This is a genomic window from Pseudoxanthomonas wuyuanensis, from assembly GCF_900215535.1.
GTDB lineage: Bacteria > Pseudomonadota > Gammaproteobacteria > Xanthomonadales > Xanthomonadaceae > Pseudoxanthomonas_A > Pseudoxanthomonas_A wuyuanensis.
This window is the reverse complement of the sequence record NZ_OCND01000012.1, coordinates 66,897-88,503: the sequence shown is the minus strand read 5'-3', so window position 1 is coordinate 88,503 and position 21,607 is coordinate 66,897. Positions and strand designations below refer to the sequence as shown.

22 protein-coding genes are annotated in these 21,607 nt (G+C 67.2%); 14 read left to right on the top strand and 8 right to left on the bottom strand.

Features of this window, described 5'->3' with window-relative positions; all coding sequences use genetic code 11:
• The first annotated feature begins 265 nt into the window (after window positions 1–265).
• From CRO39_RS18645 to CRO39_RS18620, 6 genes are all read left to right on the top strand, one after another.
• Window positions 266–1,054, top strand: coding sequence for an ABC transporter ATP-binding protein (locus CRO39_RS18645; protein ID WP_097123481.1), 789 nt, complete (start codon window positions 266–268; stop codon window positions 1,052–1,054).
• Between the two features lie 169 nt (window positions 1,055–1,223).
• Window positions 1,224–1,976, top strand: coding sequence for an MlaE family lipid ABC transporter permease subunit (locus CRO39_RS18640; RefSeq protein WP_097123480.1), 753 nt, complete (start codon window positions 1,224–1,226; stop codon window positions 1,974–1,976).
• A 3-nt stretch (window positions 1,977–1,979) separates the two neighbouring features.
• Complete coding sequence (gene mlaD, locus CRO39_RS18635) at window positions 1,980–2,510, top strand: outer membrane lipid asymmetry maintenance protein MlaD (RefSeq protein ID WP_097123479.1); 531 nt, start codon at window positions 1,980–1,982, stop codon at window positions 2,508–2,510.
• Between the two features lie 8 nt (window positions 2,511–2,518).
• Window positions 2,519–3,187: an MlaC/ttg2D family ABC transporter substrate-binding protein gene (locus tag CRO39_RS18630; RefSeq protein WP_097123508.1), complete on the top strand. Its 669-nt coding sequence runs from the start codon at window positions 2,519–2,521 to the stop codon at window positions 3,185–3,187.
• Window positions 3,171–3,473, top strand: a complete 303-nt coding sequence (locus CRO39_RS18625) for an STAS domain-containing protein (protein WP_238394656.1) — start codon at window positions 3,171–3,173, stop codon at window positions 3,471–3,473. Before CRO39_RS18630 ends, CRO39_RS18625 begins: the two co-directional genes overlap by 17 nt.
• Window positions 3,474–3,508: 35 nt before the next feature.
• A complete protein-coding gene (locus CRO39_RS18620) occupies window positions 3,509–4,546 on the top strand; it encodes an MlaA family lipoprotein (RefSeq protein WP_097123478.1) in 1,038 nt (345 codons plus the stop codon).
• Between the two features lie 80 nt (window positions 4,547–4,626).
• Here CRO39_RS18620 and CRO39_RS18615 read toward each other — a convergent pair whose 3' ends face one another.
• Together CRO39_RS18615 and CRO39_RS18610 are read right to left on the bottom strand one after the other, a co-directional pair.
• Window positions 4,627–5,979: a DNA recombination protein RmuC gene (locus CRO39_RS18615; protein ID WP_097123477.1), complete on the bottom strand. Its 1,353-nt coding sequence runs from the start codon at window positions 5,977–5,979 to the stop codon at window positions 4,627–4,629.
• Window positions 5,980–6,066: 87 nt separating this feature from the next.
• Complete coding sequence (locus CRO39_RS18610) at window positions 6,067–6,684, bottom strand: NAD(P)H-dependent oxidoreductase (protein WP_097123476.1); 618 nt, start codon at window positions 6,682–6,684, stop codon at window positions 6,067–6,069.
• Window positions 6,685–6,763: 79 nt separating this feature from the next.
• Between CRO39_RS18610 and CRO39_RS18605 the strand changes: the two genes are divergently transcribed.
• Both CRO39_RS18605 and CRO39_RS18600 read left to right on the top strand, forming a co-directional pair.
• Complete coding sequence (locus CRO39_RS18605) at window positions 6,764–7,384, top strand: TetR/AcrR family transcriptional regulator (RefSeq protein WP_238394655.1); 621 nt, start codon at window positions 6,764–6,766, stop codon at window positions 7,382–7,384.
• Window positions 7,385–7,481: 97 nt separating this feature from the next.
• A complete protein-coding gene (locus tag CRO39_RS18600) occupies window positions 7,482–7,916 on the top strand; it encodes a hypothetical protein (protein WP_097123474.1) in 435 nt (144 codons plus the stop codon).
• 220 nt (window positions 7,917–8,136) lie between these two features.
• Here the strand turns inward: CRO39_RS18600 and CRO39_RS18595 are convergent, their stop codons facing one another.
• Window positions 8,137–9,306: a class I SAM-dependent rRNA methyltransferase gene (locus tag CRO39_RS18595; RefSeq protein ID WP_097123473.1), complete on the bottom strand. Its 1,170-nt coding sequence runs from the start codon at window positions 9,304–9,306 to the stop codon at window positions 8,137–8,139.
• A 259-nt stretch (window positions 9,307–9,565) separates the two neighbouring features.
• Here CRO39_RS18595 and CRO39_RS18590 point away from each other — a divergent pair, with 259 nt between their 5' ends.
• Genes CRO39_RS18590 through CRO39_RS18580 form a run of 3 tightly spaced genes read left to right on the top strand, consistent with a single transcriptional unit; the run spans window position 9,566 to window position 12,375 of the window.
• On the top strand, window positions 9,566–10,525 hold the full coding sequence (locus CRO39_RS18590) for a TerC family protein (protein ID WP_097123472.1): 960 nt from the start codon (window positions 9,566–9,568) through the stop codon (window positions 10,523–10,525).
• Window positions 10,526–10,570: 45 nt separating this feature from the next.
• On the top strand, window positions 10,571–11,350 hold the full coding sequence (locus CRO39_RS18585; protein ID WP_097123471.1) for a rhomboid family intramembrane serine protease: 780 nt from the start codon (window positions 10,571–10,573) through the stop codon (window positions 11,348–11,350).
• Between the two features lie 41 nt (window positions 11,351–11,391).
• The gene (locus tag CRO39_RS18580; RefSeq protein ID WP_097123470.1) at window positions 11,392–12,375 is read left to right on the top strand and encodes an NAD-dependent epimerase/dehydratase family protein; all 984 of its coding nucleotides are present in this window, start codon (window positions 11,392–11,394) and stop codon (window positions 12,373–12,375) included.
• A gap of 80 nt (window positions 12,376–12,455) precedes the next feature.
• Here CRO39_RS18580 and CRO39_RS18575 read toward each other — a convergent pair whose 3' ends face one another.
• Complete coding sequence (locus CRO39_RS18575) at window positions 12,456–14,750, bottom strand: TonB-dependent receptor (protein WP_097123469.1); 2,295 nt, start codon at window positions 14,748–14,750, stop codon at window positions 12,456–12,458.
• A gap of 380 nt (window positions 14,751–15,130) precedes the next feature.
• Between CRO39_RS18575 and CRO39_RS18570 the strand changes: the two genes are divergently transcribed.
• Entirely contained in the window at window positions 15,131–16,171 is a 1,041-nt protein-coding gene (locus tag CRO39_RS18570; RefSeq protein WP_097123468.1) for a patatin-like phospholipase family protein, read from the top strand.
• A gap of 149 nt (window positions 16,172–16,320) precedes the next feature.
• Here the strand turns inward: CRO39_RS18570 and CRO39_RS18565 are convergent, their stop codons facing one another.
• Together CRO39_RS18565 and CRO39_RS18560 are read right to left on the bottom strand one after the other, a co-directional pair.
• Window positions 16,321–16,938: an HD domain-containing protein gene (locus CRO39_RS18565; RefSeq protein WP_097123467.1), complete on the bottom strand. Its 618-nt coding sequence runs from the start codon at window positions 16,936–16,938 to the stop codon at window positions 16,321–16,323.
• 121 nt (window positions 16,939–17,059) lie between these two features.
• On the bottom strand, window positions 17,060–17,539 hold the full coding sequence (locus tag CRO39_RS18560; RefSeq protein WP_097123466.1) for an Lrp/AsnC family transcriptional regulator: 480 nt from the start codon (window positions 17,537–17,539) through the stop codon (window positions 17,060–17,062).
• A 126-nt stretch (window positions 17,540–17,665) separates the two neighbouring features.
• Between CRO39_RS18560 and phhA the strand changes: the two genes are divergently transcribed.
• Window positions 17,666–18,553: a phenylalanine 4-monooxygenase gene (gene phhA, locus CRO39_RS18555; protein WP_097123465.1), complete on the top strand. Its 888-nt coding sequence runs from the start codon at window positions 17,666–17,668 to the stop codon at window positions 18,551–18,553.
• Window positions 18,554–18,616: 63 nt separating this feature from the next.
• On the opposite strand, the gene CRO39_RS18550 is transcribed toward phhA, so the two are convergent.
• Entirely contained in the window at window positions 18,617–19,015 is a 399-nt protein-coding gene (locus tag CRO39_RS18550) for a YciI family protein (protein WP_097123464.1), read from the bottom strand.
• A gap of 230 nt (window positions 19,016–19,245) precedes the next feature.
• Between CRO39_RS18550 and azu the strand changes: the two genes are divergently transcribed.
• The gene (gene azu / locus CRO39_RS18545; RefSeq protein ID WP_097123463.1) at window positions 19,246–19,701 is read left to right on the top strand and encodes an azurin; all 456 of its coding nucleotides are present in this window, start codon (window positions 19,246–19,248) and stop codon (window positions 19,699–19,701) included.
• Window positions 19,702–19,704: 3 nt separating this feature from the next.
• Here the strand turns inward: azu and CRO39_RS18540 are convergent, their stop codons facing one another.
• Window positions 19,705–21,588, bottom strand: coding sequence for a sigma-54-dependent Fis family transcriptional regulator (locus CRO39_RS18540; RefSeq protein WP_097123462.1), 1,884 nt, complete (start codon window positions 21,586–21,588; stop codon window positions 19,705–19,707).
• Window positions 21,589–21,607 lie beyond the last annotated feature (19 nt).

The following is a 21,607-nucleotide window of genomic DNA, read 5'->3' as shown; positions in this document are numbered from 1 at the left end:
AGGGCGTGCCAATAATCAAACTGCCCGGTGCAGGTTTTGTTCAGGCTGGGGCCGTGAAGCTACGCCGTTTGCACGGCAGGGCTGGCGCAGCTGGCTGGCACCGGCGTTTCTTCGGACTGGCTTAAATGCTTCTTAATTCCGCCAGTGCACGCTCGCTTGACGTTGGCCTGCCCGGAACCGACCAGTCCGGAACCGGCTTGCCCCTCGCTGCGCGCTTGCGCATCGGCCACCGCTGCAAGCGGCCACCCACCCTGATTGCGAACCGATGACTGTTGCCAACGCCACCGCCGTCCATCTTTCCGACCTCCGGCTGGACCGCGGCGGGCGGACGATCCTGGGCGGCATCGACCTGGCGGTGCCCACCGGCAGCATCACCGCGGTGCTGGGGCCGTCGGGCTGCGGCAAGTCGACGCTGCTGGCAGCGCTGACCGGGGAGCTTCAGCCCGCTGGCGGGTCGGTCGAGATCTTCGGCCAGCCGGTGCCGCAGCGCAGCCGCGACCTGCTGGAGATGCGCAAGAGCATCGGCGTGCTGCTGCAGGGCAACGGGCTGCTGACCGACCTGAGCGTGGCCGACAACGTGGCCCTGCCGCTGCGCACGCATACCCGCCTGGCCGCGCCGCTGATCGACCGCATCGTCGAATTCAAGCTCAACGCGGTGGGCCTGCGCGCCGCCGCCAACGCCTACCCGCGCGAACTGTCCGGCGGCATGGCCCGCCGCGTGGCGCTGGCGCGGGCGCTGGCGCTGGATCCGCCGCTGATGCTGTACGACGAACCGCTGACCGGGCTGGACCCGATTGCCAGCGGCGTGATCATGAGCCTGATCCAGCGCCTCAACCACACCCTGGGGCTGACCAGCATCGTGGTCAGCCACCATGTGCACGAAACCCTGCCGATTGCCGACCAGGTGCTGGTGATCGCCAATGGCGGGCTGGTGTTCTCCGGCACCCCGGCCGAACTGGAAACCAGCTCCGACCCGCTGGTGCGGCAGTTCCTGCGCGGCGAACCCGATGGCCCGATCGCATTCGATGCGGCCCAGCGGACGGAGGCGGCGTGAGCCAACGAATTTTCATGGCAGCTGATTCGAGCCCCCTCCCCTGCGAAGGCAGGGGAAGGTTGGGGAGGGGTTGCGTGGTCATGCGGCAAAAATCCCAGTGCCGACTCAACCCCCTCCCAGCCTCCCCCTGCCTTCGCAGGGGGAGGGGCACACACATGGAGGCCTGCTGATGCCTTTCGCCGCCGCCACCCGTTCGCTGGGCCGGGCCGGGCTGTTCTCGCTGTCGGTGTTCCGCGCCTCGGCGCCAACGCGCGACTTTTTTGCCGAACTTACCCGTGAAATCTATAAGATTGGCGGGCGTTCGCTGCCCATCATCGCCGTGGGCGGCGCCTTTGTCGGGCTGGTGCTGACCCTGCAGGGCTACCGCACGCTGACCACCTTCGGCGCCTCGGACGCGCTGTCCACGCTGCTGGGCCTGTCGCTGTACCGCGAACTGGGCCCGGTGCTGACCGCGCTGCTGTTCATCGGCCGCGCCGGCAGCTCGATTGCCGCCGAGCTGGGGCTGATGCGCGCCACGGACCAGATCAAGGCGCTGGAACTGATGGCCATCGATCCGGTGGCCAAGGCGGTGGCGCCGCGCTTCTGGGCGGCGGTGCTGACGGTGCCGCTGCTGACCGGCTTCTTCTGCAGCCTGGCCATCAGCGCCAGCTATTTCGAGGCCGTGCATGTGCTGGGCCTGGACAACGGCACGTTCTGGTCGGCGCTGCGCAACAGCGTGGATTTCTGGGACGACTTTGGCGTGGCGATGCTGAAGTCGGCCGTGTTCGGCGGCACCGCCGCGCTGGTGGCCGCCTATGTCGGCTTCCACGCCGAGCCGACCATCGAAGGCACCTCGGTGGCGACCACCCGTGCGGTGGTCAACGCCTCGCTGCTGGTGCTGATGTTCAATTTCGTCTTGTCCGCCCTTTTGTTCAGGAGTTGAGCCATGTCCATCCGCGGACCCCGTCTAGAATTCGCCGTCGGCGCCTTCCTGCTGCTGGCCCTGGCCTCGCTGCTGGTGCTGGCGCTGGCCTCCACCAACCAGCGTTTCGGTTTCGGCGGCGGCAGCTACGAGCTGAAGGCGCGCTTCAGCAACCTGGGCCAGCTGCGCGCGCAGGCGCCGGTGAAGATCGGCGGCGTGGTGATCGGGCAGGTAGCCGACATTCAGCTGGATCCGGTCAAATTCGATTCCATCGTCACCCTGTCCATCGACAGCAAGTACAAGGATCTGCCTGGCGATACCGCGGCCGGCATCTTCACCAGCGGCCTGCTGGGCGAGAACTACATTGGGCTCTCGCCCGGTGGCGACCCTGAAGCGCTGCAGCCGGGCGACGAAATCGCCTTCACCCAACCCGCCGTCGACCTGCTGCAGCTGGCCGGCAAATACATGTTCAGCGGTGGCGGTGGCGCCGCTGCTCCCGGCAACGCCGAGGACGCCACCCCGCCTGCGCAACCTACGGAAGACCCCCAGCCATGAAGCTTTCCCTGAAACGTTCCCTGCTCTCCGCCGTTCTCGCTTCGGCCCTGCTGGCGGCCGCGCCGGCCGTGGTGCTGGCGCAGGCCGTCGCGCCCGCGCAGGCCGCGCCCAGCTCGGCCAGCCAGGTGGTGCTGACCAGCAGCACCCGCATCCTGACCACGCTGGAAAAGCGCCGCGCCGAGTTCAAGGCCAATCCGGCCACGCTGCGCCAGTACGTCACCAGCGAATTCAACACCCTGTTCGACCGCGACTATTCGGCGCGGCTGGTGCTGGGCCTGCACGGCCGCGGCGCCTCGGATGCGGACATCAAGCTGTTCGCCGATGCGCTGGGCGACAACCTGATGTCGCGCTACGGCCAGTCGCTGCTGGACTTCAATTCGCAGCTGAAGGTGCGGGTGAAATCGGAAAGCGCCCTGCCCGGCGGCCGCGGCGTCAAGGTCGGCACCGAAATGCTGCGCTCGGACGGCGATCCGATTCCGGTCGACTACCTGCTGCGCCAGGTCGGCGGGCAGTGGAAGGTGTTCGACGTGATGGTCGAAGGCGTCTCGTTCGTGCAGACCTTCCGCAACCAGTTCGACGCGCCGCTGCGGCAGAAGTCGATTCCGCAGGTGGCCGCCGATTTGCGCGCCGGCCGCATGCAGGTCAATGGCGATGCCTCCCGTGGCAGCGGCAACTGAATCGGCGCTGCGCCGCGAGGACGGCGCGCTGGTGTTCTCCGGCGCGCTGGACCGCGCCGCCGCCGCCGCGCTGTGGCCGCAGGCGTCATCGGCGCTGTCCGGCGTGCAACGCATTGTCCTGACCAAAGTCACTACCGTGGACAGCGCCGGGCTGGCATTGTTGGCCGAGCTGGCTGCGCGCTTGCGCGCCACCGGCACAAGCGTGCGTATCGAAGGCGAGCCCAGCGGGCTGGCCGAGCTGCGCACGGCCTACCGTTTGGCGCCGGATCTGGATTATCCGGCGTAGCCGTTCTCCCCCAACGTACGACCCAAGGAAGCGGGATGAACCTGTTTCGCATCAGCACCATCGCTTTGCTCGCAGCGCTGGCTTCGGCCTGCGCCACCTCGCAGCCGTCCGCCTCTTCCGCGCCGCCGCCCGAACCGCTGGTGGTCGATGGCACTGCGGCACCGGCGGACAGCGCGCCGGCGTTTGCGGCCAGCGACGCCGAGCCCGCCGCCGCGCCGGTACAGGCGGGCGGCGATACGCCCGCGGCGCCGGTCGAATCCGGTTCGACCGGCGCCGAGCAGGACTTTGCCGCCATCTACGGCGAAGACCCCTACAACCCGGTCGCCGACCCGACCCTGCCCGAAGCGGTGCAGGCCCCGCGCGCCTACGACCCGTGGGAGCCGTTCAACCGCAAGGTGCACCGCTTCAACAACGCCGTCGACCGCACCGTCGCCCGCCCGTTGGCGCGCGCCTACGTGGAGGTGGTGCCGCGGCCGGTGCGCCTGGGCGTGAGCAATTTCTTCGACAACCTGGGCCAGCCGCTGACCATGGTCAACCAGCTGTTGCAGGGCCGGCCGGGCGACGCCGGGCAGACCTTCGCCCGCTTCATCCTCAACTCCACGCTGGGCGTCGGCGGGCTGTTCGATCCGGCCAGCGCCGCCGGGCTGCCGCGCCGGCGCGAGGATTTCGGCCAGACTCTCGGGGTCTGGGGCTGGCGGACCTCGCGCTATGTGGAACTGCCGTTCTTCGGCCCGCGCACGGTACGCGACACGTTTGGGCTGGCCGGCGACATGCCGCTCAGTCCGGTACGCCAGATCGAGGATGACAGGACCCGCATCTTCCTGCAGGGCCTGAACCTGGTCGACACCCGCGCCCAGCTGCTGTCGCTGGACAGCCTGCGCGAGGACGCGGTCGACGACTACGCGCTGGTCCGCGACTCGTGGATGCAGCGGCGCGCCTACCAGATCGAAGGCAACCGCCGCCAGCAGGACGAGCAGAACGGTCTGCCGGACTATCTGCTGGACGAGGAAAGCAATCCGACCGTGCCGGTCGATGCGATGCCGCTGCCGGAGATTTCCTCGCCGGGCGGTTGAGCGGCACAAGCCTCAGCGATGCAGAAGAAAACCGGCGCCCATGAGGCGCCGGTTTTTTGTTTGTCCGCAGGCTGCGGCAATCACTCCGCCTCGTCGTCCGCGGCGTTGCCCAGCAGCTTCTGGCTGTCCTCGCTGGGCAGGGTCTCGACATCGCGCAGGCGGCGGGCGATGGCGCGGGTGCGCACGCCGGTCTTCTCGATTTCGCCGCTGGCCTGGTCCAGCTTGCGCTTCACCGAATCCAGCACGTCGGCGAACTTGGCGAATTCGGTCTTGACCGCGCCCAGCGTCTGCCAGACTTCGGCCGAACGCTTTTCGATGGCCACGGTGCGGAAGCCGACCTGCAGGCTGGTCAGCAGCGCCAGCAGCGTGGTCGGGCCGGCGATGGTGATGCGCTGATCGCGCTGGATCGCCTCGAACAGGCCGGGCCGGCGCAGCACTTCGGCGTACAGGCCTTCGGTGGGCAGGAACATGATGGCGAACTCGGTGGTGTGCGGCACCGACACGTACTTGCGGATTTCCTGCGCCTGCTTGCGCACCGCGCGCTCCAGCGCGTCGCCGGCCAGCCTGACCGCATCGGCATCGGCCTTTTCCTGCGCATCGATCAAGCGCTCGTAGTCTTCGCGCGGAAACTTGGCGTCGATCGGCAGCCACACCGCCGCGTCGTGGCTGGAGCCGGGAAAGCGCACCGCGAATTCGACGCGTTCGTTGCTGCCCGGCACGGTGGCCACGTTGCCGGCGTACTGATCCGGCGCGAACACCTGCTCCAGCAGCCCGGCCAGCTGCACTTCGCCGAACACGCCGCGCGACTTGACGTTGGTCAGCACCCGCTGCAGGCCGCCGACATCGGCGGCCAGCTTGGTCATGTCGCCCAGGCCCTGGTGCACCTGCGCCAGCATTGCGGTGACGTTGCCGAAGCTCTCGGTCAGCCGGGTTTCCAGCGTCGCGTGCAGCTTCTCGTCCACGGTCTGGCGCATCTGCTCCAGCTTGGCGGTGTTGTCGGCCTGCAGCGATTTCAGCCGCTCCTCCAGCGTGGTGCGCAGTTCGGCAATGCGCAGTTCGTTGCGCTGGGTCAGTTCGTTGAGCCGCTGGCCCAGCGCATCGGCGAAGCGCTGCTGCGATTCGGAGGCCTCCAGCCGGCCCTTGCGTGCGTCCTCGGTCAGCGCGTCGCGCAATAGATCCAGGCGCTGGTCGGTGCGCGTGCTCAGATCGGCCAGATTGCGGCCGAAACCCTCGATGCGGGTTTCCTGCATCTGCGACAGGCTGTCCAGCTGCCCGCGCAATTCGCTGCGGCCGTCGCGCTGTTCCTCGCGCAGCGCCCGTTCCAGCAACGCGCCCAGCCTGGCCTCCGGCCGCCGCAACAGCAATGCCAGCAGGAAAGCCAGCACGGCCACGCTCAGGCCGATCAGGATCATCAGTAGCGAGTCGGTATCCATCCCGACAGTGTACCGGGCCACGTCTCAGCGGCTGCGCCGGCGGGCTGGCGTCGGCAAGGTTGACCGTTGCGCGACGGGGTCAGCCGCTTACGCCGCGTCGGCCAGTTCGCGCCGCCGCTTGGCGGCAAAGAGATTGCCGCCGATCTGGCGCGCAGTCTCCAGCAATGGCGCGGGGTCTTTGATTTGCGAATCGAGCAGCAGTTCCGATGTCAGCACGCGGGCGCCGCAGTAGTCGAAGATGCCGTGGTCGATCTGCGTTTTCATTGCGCCGAAGTAGCCATGCCGCGCATAGGTCCGCATGTCGGCGCCGGCGATGGCGACCAGATGGACCTGCAGGCGCTGCAGCTTCTTCGTCAGGCGGGTGTCGGGGCTTTCGTCGTAAGCCCAGCCATTGGCGAACACGCGATCGATCCATCCCTTCATCAGCCCCGGCATCGACCACCAGTAGACCGGGTAGACCAGCACCAGCGCGTCGGCGCGGTCGATCCTGGCCTGTTCGGCGGCGACATCGGCCGGCGGCGGCGCCTGGGTCCGGTGGACGGCCAGATCGGCGGCGTTGAACCGGGGATCGAACCCTTCGGCCGCCAGGTCGGCGAGTTCGGACGAGTTGCCGGGGCCGGACTGCACGCCCGCGGCGACCTGGGCGGCAACGCTGTGGGTGAGCGAGTTCGGGTCGGGGTGGGCGGCGACGATAAGCGCATGCATGCGGGGACTCCTGCTGGCTGACGATAGGGGGAAGGCGTATGCTTATGTACTATTGGTAACTTACTTTTGGTATATAAGCGTGTCAAGCACCACAACCCGGGTCCAATCGACAGGCAAGCCGTCGCCGCGCCGCCGCCTGTCCCGCGACGAGCGCCACCGCCAGCTGCTGGATGTCGCCTGGCAGCTGATCCGCGACGAAGGCACCGAAGCGCTGACCCTGGGCCGGGTGGCGGAACTGGCCGGCGTGACCAAGCCGGTGGTCTACGATCATTTCGCTACCCGCGCCGGGCTGCTGATCGCGTTGTACCGGGAGTTCGACGCGCGCCAGACCGCGCTGATGGATGCCGCGCTGCAAGCCAGCGAACCGACCCTAGCGGCCAGGGCCACGGTCATCGCCTCGTCCTACGTCGACTGCGTGCTGGTGCAGGGCCGCGAAATGCCGGGCGTGACCGCGGCGCTGGCCAGTTCGCCGGAACTGGAACAGACCAAACGCGACTGGGAAGCGGGCTTCATGGCCAAGTGCCAAGCGCTGCTTGCGCCGTTCGCCAGCGCCGGAACCATCGCCCCCGCCGGGCTCAGGGCGATGCTCGGCGCCGCCGAGGCGCTGTCCTATGCCGCAGCCAATGGCGAAATCACCGCCGCGCAGGCGCAGGACGAGCTGCTTGCCACCATTGTCGCGATGGTGGCCCGAAACCGTTGACCGCAGGGCTTGCGTCCTTGCATGGGCTGCGTGACGGCCGGCGTGGCCCGGCGCAGATCCGATACCATCGGCGCGATTCCATCGCCGGGGCGCACGCATGACCGATTCCGAGCTCAAGCAGTCGATCGTCGATGAAGAACAACTGCGCCTGCTTTCGCTGGGCTACATGATTTCAGCCGGCATTACCGGACTGTTTTCGCTGCTCGGCCTGGTCTACGCCTTCATGGGACTGGTCATGGGCTCGGTGTTCTCGTCCGTCACCCAGGCCGGCGGCGCGGCCGAGGGCGCGCCGCCGGCGATGATGGGCTGGGTCTTCGCCATGTTCGGCGGTTTGTTCTTTCTGTTCGGCGCGGCGCTGGCGGTTGCCAAGTTCCTGACCGGCAGGTTCCTGAAACAGCGCAAGTCGCCGGTCTTCTGCCAGGTGGTGGCGGCTGTTTCGTGCCTGTCGATTCCCTACGGAACGCTGTTGGGAATCTGCACCTTCATCGTGCTGGGGCGGCGCAGCGTGGCCGGCCTGTTCGGCCGATCCTAAAGGGCTTGAACAACCCTTTGCGGGAGCGACGTCAGTCGCGATGAGGCTCTACCGGCAAAGCTTCATCGCGACTGACGTCGCTCCTACAACCGGCATTGTCGCGTGCGGATGCCGATTGGTGGATGCGCACGGTCGCATCGAGTGGTCGTGCGTGCCGACAGCAAGCGGATGACAGCCAGCAGCATCCGGGCACTACCGAACAGCCGCGGCTGCCGTTGTATCAGTCCAATACCCGGCAGAACACCGCCTTCAGGTAGCGCGATTCCTGCGCGTGCGCCATGAACGGGTGATCCGGGCCGGCACCGGCCACCTTGAGGATCTGGATGGTGCGGCCGGAGAAATACGCGGCGCGGCGCAGCATGTCGAGGAACTGTTCCTCGCTGACCAGGCCGGTGCACGAAAACGTGGCGAACAGGCCGCCCGGCTTGACCACGCCCAGCGCCAGCTTGTTCATGTCCAGGTACTTCTTCAGCGCACTGATGACCTGCTCGCGGTCGCGGGTCATCTTGGCCGGGTCCAGGATCACCACGTCGTACCGCTCGCCGCGGTTGGCCGCATCGCGCAGGTACGGGAAGATGTCGGCCTGCACGAACTTCGGCCGCACGCCGTTGAGCTTTGCGTTGCCCTTGGCGATCTGGATCACGTCCTGATCGATGTCCACGCCCAGTACTTCGGTTGCGCCGCGCGCGGCGGCATACACCGCAAACCCGCCGGTGTTGCAGCACAGGTCCAGCACGGTCTTGCCCTGCACCTGCTGGCTCAGCCACTGGCGGTTCTCGCGCTGGTCGGCGAAGAAGCCGGTCTTGTGCGCGCCGGCCGGGTCGGCGCGGAACTTCACCCCGTATTCGCTGATGACGGCGGCTTCGGTGGTGGTGTTGCCGTGGAAGTCGAAGCTTTCCTGCTTCTGCACGTGCTCGTCGGCGAAGCTGTGGAAGCGGCAGCCGGGGAACTGCTCGCGCAGCGCTTCGTAGATCCATTCGCGGTGGCGGAACATGCCGGCGGCAAAGAACTCCACCACGATCAGATCGCCGTAGCGGTCCACCACCAGCCCGGACAGTCCGTCGCCTTCGGCATGCACCACGCGCCAGGCATCGCTGATCGCGTCCAGCTTCAGCACATCGCGGCGCAGCGATACCGCGTCGGCGATTTTGCGCGAGAACCAGCCGGCATCCACCGGAATGTCCGGGTGCGTTTCCAGGATGCGCACGGCAATGCGCGAGTGGCCGTTGTAGAAGCCGCGGCCGATCCACTCGCCGTCCACGCCCACCACTTCGACGATGCTGCCGGGCTTGGGCTTGGCTGCGGGTTTTTCGACCAGTTTCTGGAAGATCCACGGATGGCTGGAGCGCCAGGCGTTCTTGAGGCGGACAACGGGATTTGGCGTGTTCATCCGCACTATTCTACCGGCCCGGTTGACGTTGCCCGGCCGGCGCGCAAGAATTCGCGTCGAAGGGGAGTAGCTCCCATCGCTGAGGCCGTCATTCCGGGCACCTGCCCCGGTCCAGCGGCAACCGCCTGGCGGTTGCGAGCAAGACCTTCGCCGCATGGCGAAGGTCCGTCTGCTACCGGTCACCCCTGATTGTCCAGGTCCCCCCGTGTCGACGCCCAAGCCCGCGGCTCTGGGCGTTTTTTCTGACCGGGAGCAGAGCGTGGATTCGATCGGTAACGGATGGTTGTGGGGCGGCTTCACGCTGCTGGTGGCGTTGGCCCTGTGGGTGGATCTGGCGCTGATGCGCCGCGGCGGCCTGCACAAGGTCGGCTTCCGCGAAGCCTTGTACTGGAGCCTGGGCTGGGTTGGGCTGGCGCTGGCGTTCAACGCCGGGCTGTGGTGGTACCTGCACGAAACCGCGGGGCAGGCGGTGGCCAGCCGGGTCGGGCTGGAATTCCTGACCGGCTACCTGGTCGAGAAGGCGTTGGCGGTCGACAACATCTTCGTGTTCCTGATGCTGTTCACCTACTTCGGCGTGCCTGAACAACAGCGTCAGCGGGTGCTGGTGATCGGCGTACTGGGCGCAATCGTGCTGCGCGCCATCCTGATCTTCATCGGCGCGGCGCTGGTTGCCCGCTTTCACTGGGTGCTGTACCTGTTCGGCGCGTTCCTGCTGCTGACCGGGATCAAGATGTGGCTGGCGGCCGGGCAGACGCCGGACCTGGAGCGCAATCCGCTGCTGCGCTGGCTGACCGCGCACCTGCCGCTGATCCGCCGCTACCAGGGCAGCGCGCTGTGGATCGGCCGCGGGCGCCGGCGCCGCTACACGCCGCTGTTCGTCGTACTGGCGATGATTGCGATCACCGACGTGATCTTCGCGGTGGACAGCATTCCGGCGATCTTCGCCATCACCACCGATCCGTTCATCGTGCTGACCTCCAACGTGTTCGCGGTGCTGGGCCTGCGCGCGATGTTCTTCCTGCTGGCCGGGATGGCCGAACGCTTCCATCTGCTGTCCTACGGGCTGGCGCTGGTGCTGGCCTTCATCGGCGGCAAGATGCTGCTCATCGATGTGGTCAGGATTCCGTTGCCGCTGGCGTTGGGGACGGTTGCCGCGATTATCGGCGCCTCGGTCGCGCTGAGCCTGTTGCGGCCGCCGCACGCCGCCGGCGGGAAGTGAGCGGCAGGGACTTGCAATCCCGCCAGCCGACGCCATCCAAGGAAAATGGACCTGCCCCACCACGAACCCGGCCTGGATCCGGACACCCAGAGCCGCATCGACCGCAGCCGCATCTTCCGCGCGCTCAATACCAGCCTGGCGCTGGTGCTGCTGCTGATTGTCGTGTTTTCCGCGCAGGGCAGTTTCGATTGGCGGCCGTTCGCGATCGCGCCGCTGGATCCGCATGGGTTGCTCGGCATCCTGACCGCGCCGCTGCTGCATGGTTCGGTCGAGCACATCGCCGCCAACGCCTCGGCGTTGCTGATCCTCGGCACGCTGGCCGGCAGCGTATACCCGCGCGCCACCGTGTGCGCGGTGCCGCTGGTCTGGCTGGGTGCAGGACTGGGGCCGTGGCTGATGGGCAATGCCGGCACCTATCACCTGGGCGCCAGCGGATTGACCCATGGCCTGATGTTCATGATTTTCATGCTGGGGCTGGTCCGGCGCGACCGCGCGGCCATCGCCGCCGGCATGATCGCGTTCCTGTTCTACGGCGGCATGGTATTGACGGTGCTGCCGCGCGAACCGGGCGTGTCGTGGCAGGCGCACATGGGCGGCGCGATTGCCGGTTTCATCGCCGCCTTGCTGCTGCGCAAGCTGGACCCGGCGCTGCCGCGCAAGCGCTACAGCTGGGAAGACGAGGAGGACGCAACCGTCATCGCCGCGCTGGATGACGAACTGGAACCGCCCAAGCCGCGCGAGGTGCCGGTATTGTGGAACCGCCCCGACCAGGCGCATGGCGTGGTGTTGCGGTTTCCGCCACGGGATGGAAAGCCGGAGAGTTGAAGCTACAATCGCCGCTTCCCGATCATCGGACGGGGCGGCGAATGCGGTTTCTGGTCACCGGAAGTGCAGGACATCTCGGCGAGGGACTGATGCGTACGCTGCGCGCCCGCGGCAGCGAAGCCGTCGGTGTGGATATCCAGCCTTCGGCGTATACCGACCTTGTCGGCTCGATCGCCGATTCCGCGTTCGTCGAGCGCAGCATGCGCGGCATCGACGCGGTGCTGCACTCGGCCACCTTGCACAAGCCGCATGTGGCGACGTCGACACGGCAGGATTTCGTCGACACCAACATCAGCGGCACACTGAACCTGCTGGAGGCTGCGGCCGGCAACGGCGTGGGCGCCTTCGTCTTCACCAGCACGACCAGCCTGTACGGCGATGCGCTGGCGCCGCCGCCGGGCGCGCCGGCGGCGTGGATCACCGAAGGCGTGGCGCCGGTGCCGAAGAACATCTACGGCGTGACCAAGGCCGCGGCCGAAAACCTGTGCCAGCTGTTCCACCGCAACCAGCGGCTGCCGTGCGTGGTGTTGCGTACGTCGCGCTTCTTTCCCGAAGCCGACGATAGCAAGCAGGTTCGCGAGAGCTTCGCCGACGCCAACATCAAGGCCAACGAGTTCCTGTACCGGCGCGTGGACCTGCAGGATGCGGTCGATGCGCACCTGCTCGCGGCCCAACGCGCGGGCGACATCGGATTCGGCCGCTACATCGTCAGCGCAACCACGCCGTTCGCGCCGGAGGATCTGCAGCAGCTGCGCGACGACGCGCCGTCGGTGGTGGCGCGGTATTTCCCCGGCTATGAAGCCGAATACGCGCGCCGGGGCTGGCGGATGTTCGCGGGCATCGAGCGCGTCTACGTCAACACTGCAGCGCGGCAGGCGCTGGGATGGACGCCGGCCTACGATTTCGCCCGCGTACTGGAACGTTTGCGCGCCGGCGAGCCTCCGCGCAGCCTGCTGGCGGCCGAGATCGGCGCCAAGGGCTATCACGCGCAGACCTTCGAAGGCGAACCCTACCCGGTCGAGTAGGCGCTGCGCCTGTTTGCCGCGCCGGCGGGAAGCGGGATCCAGGGCGGCCTGCCCACACAGGCAGGCCGCCACGACGCGTCTCAGAACCTGGCGCTGAACTCGATGCCGTAGGTGCGCGGCTCGTTGATGAAACCGGTCAGGTTGTTGAAGTCGATGCCGCCGACGATGCGGCGCTGGTCGGTGATGTTGCGGCCGAACAGCGCGACTTCGTAGTCGCCAAAGCCCCAGCCATAGCCCACGCGCAGACCGCCTTCCAGCGAGGACTTGCCGGTGAACTCGACCGAGTCGTACAGGAAGAAGTTCACCTCGCTGCGGTAGGCCCAGTCGGTGTAGACGTACAGTTCGCTGCCCTCGCCCAGGCCGATGCTGTAGCGCGCGGTCAGGTTGTGCACCCATTCCGGAGCCTGCGGCAGGCTGTTGCCGTCGATCAGCGCCAGGCCGTTGGCATCGCGCGGGTCGGTCACGGTGCATGCCGCGCAGACGGCCACCGCCAGGTCGGGATCCTTGATCTCGGTGTCGTTGTAGCTGCTGCCCAGCGTGATCAGCAGGTTGTCCAGCACATAGGCCTGCAAGTCCAGTTCGACGCCCTTGCCCACCGATTTCTCGGCATTGAGCAGGATGTTGGCATTGGCCGCGCCGCCGACGGCGGTGAGCTGCTGGTCCTTGACGCGGTAGTAGAAGACGCCCGCGCTCAGGCGCGCGCGCTTGTCCCAAAAATCGGCCTTCACACCCGTTTCGAACGAGGTGACCGTTTCCGGACCGGCCACGGACTTGGCGTTGAACGCGCCGGCGCTCTGGATGCTGCTGCCACGGAAGCCGGTGGCGGCGCGCGCGTACAGGTTGATATCGTCATTGAGCGCGTAGGTCGCGGCCAGATCCCAGTTGAACTTCTTGTCTTCCGGCGAGGCCGACAGATCGCCATCGGGTTCCAGCGCGGCCAACTGCGCCAGCGTGCACTTGCCGGCCAGCACGCAGGCGGCGAAGCCGGTGTTCCAGTAATCCTCGACGGTCAGCTTCTTCTCGTCGACGGTGTAGCGCATGCCGCCGCGCAGTTCCAGCTTGTCGGTCGCCTGCCAGGTCACCGCGCCGAACACGGCCCAGGCATCGTTGGTCTGACGGATGCGCTGGTAGCCGTCCTGCGCGCTGCCGTTGAGCGAGTCGTAGCTGAAGCTTTCGACCTTGTAGTCTTCCTTGAAGTAGAACACGCCCGCCTGCCAGTTCCACGGACCGTCGAAGGCCGACTCGATGCGCAGTTCCTGCGTCCATTGCGAGTGGTCCGGAATGCCGTCGGCCGTTTCCGACGCGAACGGGATCACGCCGGGGCCGGAATCGGGCAGGAACACTGCGCCGTAGCCGCCATCGATGTCGCCGCGGTTGATCGTCTCCACGCTTTCGTAGCCGGTGATCGAATGCAGCGTGTAGTTGCCCAGATCCCAGCGCAGGCGGGCGCTGGCGCCCTGCGATTCGAGCTCGGAATAGTTCAGGCCGTCCTGCGAGACCTTGTCCTTGTCGAAGCCGGCGACGAAGTTGTTGGTGCCCGGCTCGATGATGTTGGCGCGGAACAGCCGCGCGGTGCCGTTGAGCTTGCGTGCGTGGGCGTTGAGCAGCGCTTCGAAACCGTCGCCTTCGTACAGGAACTGCACGCGGCCGGCCGATTCGTCATAGCCCTCGAAACCGTCGTTCGGGCCGGGATAGGTGTTCTCGACCCAGTCGTCGCGGCGCTGATACAGCAGCGAGGCGCGCGCCGACCAGTTCTGGCTGAGCGCGCCGCCGACGGCGCCTTCGACGTTCCACATGTTGTCGTTGCCGTAGCCGACCTTGCCGTAGCCGCTGGTGTCCTGCGACGGCTTGGCCGATTCGAACTTGACCACGCCGGCCGGCGTGTTGCGGCCGAACAGCGAGCCCTGCGGTCCGCGCAGCACTTCGATCTGTTCCAGGTCGAACAGCGGGAAGCCCTTCAGGATCGGGTTTTCCTGGACCACATCGTCGTACACCAGCGACACCGGCTGCGAGGTGTTCAGGCGGAAGTCGGTGTTGCCGTAACCGCGGATATAGAAGCGCGGGAACGCGCGGCCGAACGAGGACTCGATGTTCAGGCTGGGCACCCGGCCGGACAGGAAGCGGATGTCGGTGCCGCCGGAGGCCAGCACGCCCAGTTGTTCGCCGTTGATGGTGCTGATGGACACCGGCACGTCCTGGATGTTTTCCACTTTGCGCTGCGCGGTGACCTGGACCGCGTCCAGCGTGGCGGCTTCGCTGCGAGTCTCGGTGTTTGTCGCCGTTTCCTGCGCCAGGGCGGCGCCGATGGGCAGCAGGGTGGCGATGGCAACGGCAAGGCGATGCGGCCGTACGGCAGCGGAACGGGGCTGGGACATGGCGGTGGCTTTTCCAGTGGGTGGGAATGGGCGTGCGGGTGTGCCGCGCCTGGGGGCCTGTCCAACGCGGGCGGCCAAGCCCCTAGCACGCGAATGTTGCATTACAGCAACAGCAGGGGCAATGGCCGGAAGTCCTGTTCGGGGCAAAAGGTAACCGCGGTTCGCCATAAACTCCATACCGGATTTGGGGGTTGGCGTATGTTTGATGCTGCGCCTTTCCGGGGTCGCCGCCAGGGTGGTTTCCGCAGCGGCCCGCCGGTGGCCGGTAGCGCTGCAGGGCGCGAGGATCGGCCGCGGTTGGACGCCGTTCCGGCCGCGCCGTGTATGCTCCGCCCGCTGTGGCCCCGCGCCGCCATTCACCTTTCTTGCGACCGTCGCCGATGAATCCGTTCCGCCGTCTCCGCCCGCTGTTGCTGCTGCCCCTGGCCCTGCTGCTGGGCGGCTGCTTCGACAACACCCGATCCGAGCCGCCGCCGGTGGCGGTGGCCGCACCGATGCCCGCACCGCCGCCGATCAAGGTGGGCCTGGCGCTGGGCGGCGGCGCGGCCAAGGGCTTTGCCCATATCGGCGTGATCAAGATGCTGGAGGCCAACGGCATCCAGCCGGTGGCGGTGTCCGGCACCAGCGCCGGCAGCGTGGTCGGCGCGCTGTACGCCAGCGGCATGGATGCGTTCCAGATGCAACAGCACGCATTTGCGCTGGACGAGAGCAGGATCCGCGACGTGCGGCTGTTTTCCGGCGGGCTGGTGCAGGGGCAGAAGCTGCAGGACTACGTCAACGAACTGGTCGGCAAGCGTTCCATCGAGCAGATGAAGAAGCCGCTGGCGATCGTCTCCACGCAACTGGAAACCGGCAACCGCACGGTATTCGTGCGCGGCAACACCGGCCAGGCGGTGCGCGCGTCCAGCAGCGTGCCGGGGGTGTTCGAGCCGGTGGTCATCGGCAAGGCCAGCTATGTCGACGGCGGCGTGGTCAGCCCGGTGCCGGTGGACGCCGCGCGCCAGCTCGGTGCCGACTTCATCATCGCGGTCGACATCTCCAGCAAGGCCAGCGGCAAAACGCCGGCGCATATGGTCGGCATCGTCAACCAGTCCATCAGCATCATGGGCCAGAAGCTGGGCGAACAGGAACTGGCGCGCGCCGACATCGTGATCCGTCCGAACGTGAACGACATTGGCGCTGCCGATTTCCAGCAGCGCAACAACGCCATCCTGGAAGGCGAGAAGGCCGCGCTGGCGGCGATGCCGCAGATCCGCGCCAAGCTGGAACAGCTGCAGCAGAACCGTGTCGCCGCGCAGGCGGCAGCCTGGCAGGCCGCGCAGCCGGCACCGGTTGAATGCACACAGGAAGCCTCACGCTTGGGCCGGCTGTTCGGTCGCGGCGATGATTGCGTTGCTCCTAAGCCTGGCGCTACCCAGTAATCCCCGGCCAACCTTCCCTGTAGGAGCGACGTAAGTCGCGATGAGGCTTTACCGGTAATGCCTCATCGCGACTTACGTCGCTCCCACAGGTGAAATGATCGGTCGCAACTGCGCCGCACCGGCAGACCGGGCGCTCCATCCGCCGTCCCTCACGCCGCCGCGATGGCCTTCCGCAGGTTGTCGCGGGCCCGCTGCTCCAGTTCCGCGTGGAAATGCGCGGTGCTGTAGATCTGCGGCCTATCCAGGAATCCCTGCAGGATCGCCCGGCGCTTGCGCCGGAACAGCCACTTCGGCACGAAGGCGTACTCCTGGCGGATCTGCTGCTCATACTCGGCGAACCGTTGTTCCGGCGCGCCCAGAATCGACAGATCGATATCGACCAGCAGCTGTTGATCCGGCAGCGCCGGCACCGCCGTGTGCAGGGTCGCCATGATCAGCGCATGCACGCGCGCCGCCGCATCGGCGTCCACGCCCGCCTGCAGCAGTGTTCGCTGCGCCCAGTCGGCACTGCGCTGTTCGTTGTCGGATCGCTTGACCTCGTAGATCGCATCGTGGAACCACAGGGCCAGCTCCACTTCGTGCGGATGCTGCGCCAGCGCGCGCACTTCGTCGAAACTCGCCAGGCATTCGCCCAGATGCTGCAGCGTGTGGTAGTGGCGTTGCGGCTCCGAATAGCGCTCCAGCAGCGATGCGTACAACGCGTCGGCGTGGTTGTTGGCGCCGATACCGCTCCACGCACGTCGCCAGAAGGGCAGGAACTCGTTCATTCGCGGATTATCGCAATGGGGGGATGAGAAATGAGGAGTGAGGAGTGAGGAACGCTCAGATTTTGCCGGCTCTTGTGAAGGGACTCCGGCATCATTGATTTCCCTGCACCGCCACGCCGGTTCATCCCTTCGGCAGCGGCAATCCGCCGAAGGCCTTGACCGTGCGCAGTACGAAGCTGGAATTGACGTCGGCCACGCCGGTGGCATTGAGCAGCTTGTCCAGCAGGAAGCGCGAGAAATGCTCCAGGTCCTGCACAACGATGTGCAGCAGGTAGTCCATATCGCCGGTCAGCGCGTGGCAGGTCACCACCTCGTCCCAGCCCTGCACGCTCTCGGCGAAATGGTCGATGCTGTATTGGCCGTGCTTTTCCAGCTGCACGCGGACAAACGCCTGCAGGCCCAGGCCGACCGATTGGGGGTCGACGCGGGCGGCGTAGCCGGCGATCACGCCGGCTCCCTCCAGTCGCTGGATGCGCCGCAGGCAGGCCGATGGCGACAGGTTCACCTGTGCGGCCAGTTCGGTATTGGCGGCACGGCCTTGCTGCTGCAGCAAGGCCAGCAGACGCAGGTCGGTGCGGTCCAGATCGATGGATTCGGCCATTTAATGCTTCTCTAACTATTGTCGCGCAACAAGATTGCGCCATAACCGGCTATTGACGCAACTTTGCAATCCTGTTGCGCGGCGTCGGCGCTACCATGCGATCACACGTCCGTCCGGGGAGCCACGATGAACCAGCCACGCCGCGTCGAGCACCAACACACCGACAAGGGCTATGTGCCGGTCTACACCACAGCGGTGGTCGAGCAGCCGTGGGACGACTACAGCGCCGCCGACCACCAGACCTGGGGCAGGCTGTACCAGCGCCAGCGCGAACTGCTGGTCGGCCGCGCCTGCGACGAATTCCTGCAGGCGCAGGACGCGATGGGCATGAGCCCGCAGCGGATTCCGCGCTTTACCGAACTCAACGAGGTGCTGCAGGCGACCACCGGCTGGAGCCTGATCGGCGTGGAAGGCCTGTTGCCGGAGCTGGATTTCTTCGACCATCTGGCCAACCGGCGCTTTCCGGTGACCTGGTGGATCCGGCGCCCAGAGCAAATCGACTACATCGCCGAGCCGGATCTGTTTCATGACCTGTTCGGCCATGTGCCGCTGTTGATGAACCCGGTATTCGCCGACTACATGCAGGCCTACGGCAAGGGTGGGGTGAAGGCGCACGGCATCGGCGCCGACGCGCTGCAGCACCTGACCCGGCTGTACTGGTACACGGTCGAGTTCGGGCTTATCAACACGCCGGCAGGGCTGCGCATCTACGGCGCCGGCATCGTCTCGTCGAAGGGCGAGTCGTTGTATTCGCTGGAATCGGACGCGCCCAACCGCATCGGCTTCGATCTGGAGCGGATCATGCGCACGCGCTACCGCATCGACACCTACCAGAAGACCTATTTCGTCATCGACAGCTTCGAGCAGCTGATCGACGCCACCGCACCGGATTTCACTCCGATCTACGCGCGGCTGGCGCAGCAGCCGGCCATCGCCGCCGGCGACGTGCTGGACAGCGACCGCGTGTTCACCCGCGGCACCGGCGAGGGCTGGCTCAACGACGGCGACGTGTAGACGCGCCGCCGGACTTCGCAACGCTGCAAAAGTCCGGCCAGGAACACGCTTACCCGCTCCGGTTCAATCCCTGACGTACTGCTGCCATGGCACCGGCGACCAGGGATGGATCTGGTAGCGGAAGACACCCTCAGCCACCGCCGGATCGGCGGCCACCAGCGCCTCGGCTTCGGCCGCATCCACGGCCAGCAGTACGACGGCAGCGCCCGAATCGTCCTCGAACGGACCGGCCGACCTCAACTTGCCCTGCTTGAACAGTTCCAGCATGTAGCGGCCATGCTCCTTGGGAGGCTGTTGTCGGATCGGCTTGCCGGCTGCCCAAGCCGGTCCGGGACGGTAGAGGACCAGATAGGTCGTCTGTGCTTGCTGCGGCGTCGGCATCGCCGGTACGGCTCCGGTTGCGGATGCCGCGCCGGGAAAAACCAGCAATGCGCACAACATCAGCATGATTATCGGCTTCATATTCGGTCCTGTTGCGGTGGGACTGACGTGTGGAACGAAACACGGGAACGCAGCATGCCGGCCTTTGATTGCCTGCGGTTATGCAGGAATTGCCAATACCGCGGACCCGGCCGGAACCAGGCCCAAGGCCGATGCCGATGCGCACCGGCCAGCCGGCACGATTGCGTACGGCTGGGGCGTACGGGACAGCTGGCTTAGAATCGGCGCACCGAATATCACACTTTTGCCGCATGACCCGATACTTTCCGGCTCTGCTCGCGCTGGCCGCGCTGTTGTTGTGCTCCGCTTCCGCGCTGGCGCGCAACTGCGCGGTGACCATCGAAGGCAACGACCGCATGGAGTTCAACCTGCGCCTGATCCGGGTGCCGGCCGACTGTACGCAGCTGCGGGTGACGCTGAAACACACCGGCCGTATCGAGGCCAAGGTGATGGGACACAACTGGGTGCTGGCCGAAACCCGCCATCACCGCGATCTGGGCCTGGCCGGCGGACGGATGAAGCTGGCCGACGGCTACCTGCCGCGCAACGACGCGCGCGTGATCGCCGCCACCCCGATCATCGGCGGCGGGCAGAGCGCGGAGGTGGTGTTGCCGACCAGCCGGTTGCGCAAGGGCGGCGACTACACCTTTTTCTGCTCGTTCCCGGGCCACTGGAACATGATGAAGGGCAAGCTGGTATTCGAATAGCGCTCAGCTGCGGCGCGGGTCGCTGCCCAGGCGCCGGTACAGGGTGCTGCGGCTGATGCCGAGCCGGCGCGCGGCGCGCGCCACGTTGCCGTCGCAGGCGGCCAGGGCGTCGCGCATGGCCGTCTCGGCCAGCGTTTCCAGATCTTCGGCCAGTGCCGGTGCCGGCCGGGCCGTGGCCGGTGCCGGCGCATCGCGCAGATAGGTCGGCAGCGACTCCACCCGCAGCAGCGCACCGGGTTCGCTCAGCGCCACCAGCGTGCGCAGGCAGGCCGACAGCTGGCGCAGATTGCCAGGCCAGGGGTAGCCGGCCAGTTGCGCCAGCGCCTCGCCGTCCAGCTGCCGCCCGTGCGAGATCCGCTGCCACAGCGCCAGCACCAGGCGCGCGCGGTCGGGGTGATCGCGCAGCGATGGGATGCGGATGCAGTGATGGGAGATGCGGTAGTACAGATCCGGCCGGAAGCGGCCATCGCCGATGGCCTCTTCCAGCTGCCGGTGGGTGGCGCAGATCAGCGCGAAATCCAGCTTGACCGGCTTGCCGCCGCCCAGCGGCGACAGTTCGCGCTCCTGCAGCACCCTCAGCAGCCGCGGTTGCAACGCCAGCGGCATGTCGCCGATTTCGTCCAGGAACAGCACGCCGCCGTCGGCCTGGCGCAGCAGGCCGGGGCTGCCGTGCTTGCGCGCGCCGGTGAAGGCGCCTTCTTCGTAGCCGAACAGCTCGGCCTCGATCAGCCCTTCCGGCAGCGCGGCGCAGTTGACCGCCACGAACGGCTTGCGCGAACGCGAGCAGCGCCGGTGCAGTTCGCGCGCGAACACTTCCTTGCCGGTGCCGGTTTCGCCCTGCACCAGCACCGGCAGTTCGGCGTCGATGATCCGGCAGGCGCGCTCCAGCTCCGCCTCCAGCGCGGCATCGAACAGCGGCGCGTCGGCACGGCTGGGTTGGACCGCCGCCGAGACGGTGATCGCCGGGCGCAGCGACGGCCGGCGCGGACGGTCGTCGCTGGCCTGGTGCACGCGGCCGTACAGCGCGCGGCCATGGCGGTCCAGCAGCACGCCGTCATCGCGCAGGCGCGACAGCGAATCGTCGAACAGCGCCTCGTAACTGGCGCGCCCCAGTTCGCCGCGGCCCAGCCCGAACAGTTGCAGGCCGGCGTCGTTGGCCGCCAGCAGCTTGCCGTTGCGGAATGCGAGCAGGCCTTCGCGCGCGGATCCCAGCAAGGCCGGATCGCGGTGCAGGCGCAGCAGCTCGCAGTCGGCGATACCGTCGTCGAAGTAGCGGTGTTCGATGTTGGCCACCGCCAGCCGCGCCAGGCCCAGCGCATGCATATGCGGCACGCTGGCGTCGCCGGAGATGTCCAACACCCCGACCAGCTGGCCGTAGGGGTCGAAGATCGGCACCGCCGAGCAGCTGAGGATGCGGTGCGGGGACAGGTAGTGTTCGCCGCCGCGCACTTCCAGCGAATGCCCATCGGCGATCGCGGTGCCGATGGCATTGGTGCCGACCTGGGCTTCGTTCCAGCAGGCACCGGGCATCAGCGCGACCCGCCCGGCGCGGTCGAGGAAGACCGGATGGCCCTCGGCATCGAGTATCCAACCCTGATCGTCGGTCAGGATGACGATGCTGCCGGTGGCGGCCGCGTCGGCGGCCAGCGCTTCCAGTTCGGCGCGCGCCAGCCGCCACAGGCGCTCGTTGCGCTCACGCATCTCGCGCAGCCGCGCCGCCGGCACCGGCTCGATGGCCGGGGCCTTTTCCGCGCGCAGGCCCATGCCCTGGCAGCGCTTCCACGATTGCAGGATGGCGTCCGGCACCTGTCCCGACGGCACGCTGCCGCGCTCGAAGAACGTACGGCGCGCCGGTCCGAGATCGGAAAACGAATGCGTGCGGGCCATCGGTGTCGCTCCCGTGTCG